Source organism: Draconibacterium sp. (assembly GCF_041583095.1).
Taxonomy (GTDB): domain Bacteria; phylum Bacteroidota; class Bacteroidia; order Bacteroidales; family Prolixibacteraceae; genus Draconibacterium.
This window is the reverse complement of the sequence record NZ_JBFHGM010000319.1, coordinates 1-5,448: the sequence shown is the minus strand read 5'-3', so window position 1 is coordinate 5,448 and position 5,448 is coordinate 1. Positions and strand designations below refer to the sequence as shown.

General features: G+C 41.0%; 5 protein-coding genes. All 5 read right to left on the bottom strand.

Going from position 1 to position 5,448, the window contains the following annotated elements:
• The coding region (locus ABZB17_RS20030) for a hypothetical protein (RefSeq protein WP_372652954.1) at nucleotides 1–253 on the bottom strand (253 nt) is incomplete at its 3' end.
• Between the two features lie 49 nt (nucleotides 254–302).
• Complete coding sequence (locus tag ABZB17_RS20025) at nucleotides 303–2,690, bottom strand: LamG-like jellyroll fold domain-containing protein (protein ID WP_372652952.1); 2,388 nt, start codon at nucleotides 2,688–2,690, stop codon at nucleotides 303–305.
• Nucleotides 2,691–2,725: 35 nt separating this feature from the next.
• The gene (locus ABZB17_RS20020) at nucleotides 2,726–3,868 is read right to left on the bottom strand and encodes a glycoside hydrolase family 76 protein (protein ID WP_372652950.1); all 1,143 of its coding nucleotides are present in this window, start codon (nucleotides 3,866–3,868) and stop codon (nucleotides 2,726–2,728) included.
• Nucleotides 3,869–3,943: 75 nt separating this feature from the next.
• Entirely contained in the window at nucleotides 3,944–5,083 is a 1,140-nt protein-coding gene (locus ABZB17_RS20015) for a SusE domain-containing protein (RefSeq protein WP_372652948.1), read from the bottom strand.
• A 48-nt stretch (nucleotides 5,084–5,131) separates the two neighbouring features.
• Nucleotides 5,132–5,448, bottom strand: a 317-nt coding sequence (locus ABZB17_RS20010; RefSeq protein WP_372652946.1) for a RagB/SusD family nutrient uptake outer membrane protein, incomplete at its 5' end; no start/stop codon positions are given.

Here is a 5,448-nt window from a genome sequence, read left to right as displayed (position 1 = left end):
TTTCACCCAAAATCTGATCTTTTAACCGGAGTTCCAAATAACTCTTTTCCATTAATAGAAAGTTATTGGCACTAACCGAGTAATAAATTCTGTCGGACAATTCAATTCGAACCTTGATGTTGTTATCAGGAGATGTGAGTTCTTCGATGCCTCCCCTGGCAATCACAGAACCGGAAAACAGACAAACCAGTATAATGCAAAAAAATACTTTCGTAATCTTAAATAATTTTAGGTTGAAATCTAATCGCTTCATTTATAGTTGATTTAGGTATTTAAGTTGTTATCATCAAATTAATCCATTTTCAGTGCATAATTAAATTTGCCTGATATGACTTACTTCCCGTGATGACCCGAATAAAATAAATTCCTGGAGTCGTGATTTCAGGGAAGACAGAGATCTGCCCGCTATCTGTTAAATCTGTTGATTGAAATGCTTGCATCAGCTGCCCCGCCTGGTTATACAAATACAGATCACATTCGGTCTTTGTTTTTTCCGGCAAATGAATGCTGATTTCCTCGCCCGCCAAAACCGGGTTGGGAAATATAGTTAGCATTTGTCTTTTTTCGGAGATTTCAATTTCGTCTACATCAGTAACCGGATTTAAAGTGCTGTAAGCAACATTTAAAAACGAAGAAGCAGCAGCTGCTTGTCCCATCATACCGATTTCTGAAGGATTTTCGTTTAATCTGTCCAGATTCCATTTCCCATCCGCATCCGAATAACTACTGGCGTAGTAACCACGTTTATCCCTGTTGTAGGCACTTAGAAAATCCATAATATCGGCGGCAATGGAATAAAATTTATCATCTGCCGTTTCGCGGTACATGTCCAATAAAGCATCAATCATATCGTCGCCACCCCAAAACGAAATCTCGCTTAAGCCTTGTCCCGGTTTATACCAATGATTGATACAACTGTTCATCATTTCGTGGGCATCATCAAGGTATTTTTGTTCGTTTGTTAACTGATACAAAAGAATGGCATTTTGAATAACAACCGTTGTTTGATAGGCCCGGTAACCACCACCACGAACCGTGTTTCCATTTACAACACCATTCAGCGACCAGTTTCCGTTTTGGTAATAGCTTGCCTGGTTAAACAACTTTGTATTTGAATCTTTAATTTTTACCGAAAAATCGTTCTCCAACTCGTAATAAGTTAATGCTTCGTCCAGGTATCGGTTTTCGTTGGTGTACTGATACAGTTTGGCAGCAGCGTAACTGGTGTAATTAACCGACATGGAAAATAACATTCCAAAGCCAAGTTGATCTTCGTGCTGCGGAATAGCATAACGACTGTCGCGAATTTCATTGTTAAACTCGTAGGCCACTTTCAGATTTTCAAGAGCTGTATCATCCTGCGCCAAATCATAAATCATACTGAACGGCATCATCAGCTGTCCGTTATCATCGTAAAAACGGTTTCCCGTATTTCCGGGAAGTACAGCATAACCGGTTCTCCCGGCGTTTGTTACTTTGTACGTGTCGATAGCCGCCAGGTAGTTAAAAAGCAGACTTTCGTATTTTTCAGGATTTAGTTTCCATGCATTTGTTAATGCCCGTAACATGTGCGAAGCCGGCCAAACAAAACTGCTTGCTTGTTTAAAATTTGATGATTCATCAATGGCTTCGGCATACAAACCATTGCTTTTGTTGTAAAACTCGTGGTGAATTTGATCCAGTAATTTTTCACCGAAGTACTGGTATTTATTATCGTATAAATCAACAGCCACCTGCGCTTCAATATCTGCAGCATTAGCAGTGGTAGCTTTTATCGAAATTGTATCGTTTTGATAGCTTGAAGTTTCTGCAGAGTAAACCAGATATGCAGATTGGTCGTCAACTTTTCGAAATGAAAATTCGCCGGGAATTTCGACTTCAGTCACACTCCAATCGGCAATAACCTCGCCGGCAACTCGCACCAAAACAGAGTCCTTTCCACTGTCCAAAATTTTCAGACTTCCGTTAACGAGAATATTGTCTTTTTGCGTCCATTCTGTCCCTGCTCCTCTTTTCAAATTATGCTGCGAGGTTAGATCAATTATAGAATCGCCTTGTCCTTCGTTCAACAGCCAGTTGGCTACCAGGCCATCTTCGTTACCATTGAGTTGAATGTCTTTATTTAAGTTAATTTCTTCTGCTGTTCGAGCTGTATTCCAAATTCTGAAATCGGATAATTTACCATCCAAACGGCGGTTTTTCCACGCAGAACCTTCGCCCATAAAAACGTGTGTTCCTGATGCGATCATTGGTTTACTCAAAGTTCCGTTGCCAACCAATATACCATCTATAAAAATTTTCACTTCATTGTTGGTACTCACAGAAACAGCAACATGTTGCCATTTGCCTGTTTCGAGTTGGTTTCCGGTACTTGTAACGGCTTCCCATTCTCCGGTTCCCACATTAACTTCTACGTTTCCGTTTGAATTAAACCGAAAAGCAAATCCAACCGAACCGGAAGCAGCGTTCCACGATTCATCGGCAAGTATGTAGTTTCCGGCCCAACTGTCGATATATATCCGGGTTTCGATGGTAAAATCACCCGAAATATACTCATCAAAATTTCCGCAATCGATATAACTTTCGGGCTCTGATGCATTGAATTTCAGCACATAGGATAGTCCTTTCGCATGCACCGAACATAAAACCAATACCAGAAACGCTACTCCAATAAATACCGATCGTATCATTTGCTTTGTTATTCTTTTAATCAAATAAGATCCGATTAAGGGTTAATCAGTCCTTCGGCTTCCAATAAAGCGGCAGCTTCAATTAACATAGCTCCACTGGTTTGCGTTGTTAAATCGCTGGTGCTTCCCGGTTTGTTTTTCCAATACGTTCCATAAAGCAATTTATTCTTATCGGTTCCTTCCTGCCACAATTTTTCGGCATTGTATTTCAGAAATTGCATGTAGCGGTTTCGGGTACCGTCTGATAAATCGGGATGAAGAATAAGTTGGGTAAAATAGCGTACAAATATTCCTTTAAACAAACCGCCATCGCCGGAACCTTCATCTTTTAACAAGCGATCGCCGCTGTTTACCAAAACATTAAGTGTATAATCGGCGGCTTTTTGCGCATCGTTTAAATAACTTTTCTCGCCCGTAATGTTATATAATTCGAGGGCCGAACCAACAAAAGTTCCCTGGTTATAGGTAAAAATCCATGCCGTTTGAACGGCTCCGGTTCTGCTGTCGATATTATCGTACACTGCACCATTTGCCGGATTAAAAAGATATTCCTTTTCCCACCCGTAAATTTTAAGTGCCCACTCTTTATCTGCTACATTACCAAACTGCTGATAAAGGCGTGCGGCCAAAATACAGGCCGGTCCGTTTGAGCAGGCGTTTTTGCTGTACGGCTGATCTTTTTTCCACGAAATACCACCACCGGCATTGTCGTTCCATCCGGTTTGTATGTCTTCCCAAACCGAAATAGCCGCTGTTTTATAACGCTCCTGGTTGGTTGCATTATACGCACGTAACATAGCCAAGGCATTCCATTCCATATCGTCGTAGAAAACGTTTAAAAACGTGTTGCCGTTTTTGGCTTTTACACCTTCGTACCAATCGTTAATGGTAGTCAGGTAAAAATTGTCTCCTGTTCTTTCGTAGGCATCAATGGCAACATCCAGCGCGTGTGCCTGCGGCCAGTAGTGAAAATCGGTGTTATTCAGGTTATTGTAATGGAAATATGCTGCTGCCGGATTCCAGTATGAATAAATAAACGACGAGCTACTGCTGTCGGCAGCCGCTGCCCAGTTTATTGCTGTTTCTTCTCCATCAGTTCCCGGATCAATTTCATCCTTCTCACAAGCCTGAAAAACAACCAGGCACATCAACATTAAAAAAATTAATTTCGTATTCATACTACTAAAACTCTTAATAACAAAAAAACAAACTGAGACAGCGTTATCCACTGCCCCAGTTTTCCTTTTCTCTATTTATTGATCACCAACTTTGATAACATTGTGTGTATATGGTCCTTCTGCCCAGAAATAGGCAATTACATCGATGTAGGCCATATCCATAATTCCATCGAATTTCCACTTGTCGTCCCATCTCGATTCAGCAACAGGTGCCATGTAGTAATATTCTTCGTTTCCGCTTGGGCGGCCATCGGTTTGATTCAATGTACCCCACCATTCGTAAGCATCGTTACCATCTGCATCTTTAACAGTCATTCTGAATTTGTAACGCTCATCGCGTCCCCAACCTTCCTGCTTAAATTCAAGCGGCTGGTTGCTTGCTTTAAAGATACCGCCACCCTGGTATTCCAATGAGAATAAGTATTCATCAGTTGGAGCAAAATGCAACTGGAAGTCAACAATTTCAGTCATTACCACAGAACCAACATTAAAATCGATATTGATACGGTAAACTGCTGTATTTTCAACTGTACTTGTTGAAGCTCCTTCTTTAATTACACCGTTTTCGATGTAGAACTGACGAGTGTCGCCTGCATTGCCATCAGTAAAATAGTACTCTTCGCCGGCAGTAAGTTCAGTGTAAATTTCAAACTCACCCGGAGCAACGCCTTTCATAATGCTTGCATTGGCCAAATCGCTTCCACCTTCAGAACCAGCACCTGTAATGTAAACATCAACAGGAACATCGGCGAAACCTGCCAAACGGGTAATTTCCATTGTACGTACTTCCTCTCCTTTCAAATCATTAATTCCTTTTGAAGAGAAAACAGTCCAGATAACTTTACCTATTTCGGCAGAACCAATACCCGCCAGCGCACCAATTTTATTTAATTGTTTGTGCGAAATTGTTGCATGGTTGTAACCACCGTTATTATCTGAAGCCATTCTGTAAATCGGTTCCGAGAAATCGCCACCTTCAACATCAAAAGCCACTTCGTAAAGTACCATTCCGCTGTCTTCAGCTTTTGCAGGCTCCCATTCGAAATATACAGCTGCCGAAGCAGAAGTTTGTAAAACAATTGATGCATCCGCTGCAGGTTCATACAGGGTCTGTACTGCTGTTACACGTGTATCTCTTAATACATCGTCTTCACATCCTACAAATGCGATAAGCAAAGAAGTTATTATAGTAAGTTTAAAAATTAGTGTTTTCATAATCGATATATGTTTGTATTTATTATTCATTTATTGATTTACCTGAAATTAATACCCCGGGTTTTGGCCCAGATTTGGATTTAAATCTTTTTGCGACTGCGGAACCGCCCATAAATAATCCCGTTCAGGATTAAATGAACGTACATCGAGCCTGATATAACCGTTGTCGATACTTGGATCGCCATACTGAGCTCCGTGTGGATTACCATCCAGAACAGTTTCAGCAGTTTCCCAACGACGAATATCAAAGATTCGTAAACCTTCTAAAGCCAATTCAACACGACGTTCGCGGCGAATGATTTCGCGCAGATCAGAACTGCTCAACGACGCATCAAAATCTAATGCGCTGGCATCGGAAAATCCTG

Bases quoted from the DNA above. Each gene is read 5' to 3' on its own strand.
- ABZB17_RS20025 (WP_372652952.1), bottom strand. From the start codon at position 2,690: ATGATACGATCGGTATTTATTGGAGTAGCGTTTCTGGTATTGGTTTTA.
- ABZB17_RS20020 (WP_372652950.1), bottom strand. From the start codon at position 3,868: ATGAATACGAAATTAATTTTTTTAATGTTGATGTGCCTGGTTGTTTTT.
- ABZB17_RS20015 (WP_372652948.1), bottom strand. From the start codon at position 5,083: ATGAAAACACTAATTTTTAAACTTACTATAATAACTTCTTTGCTTATC.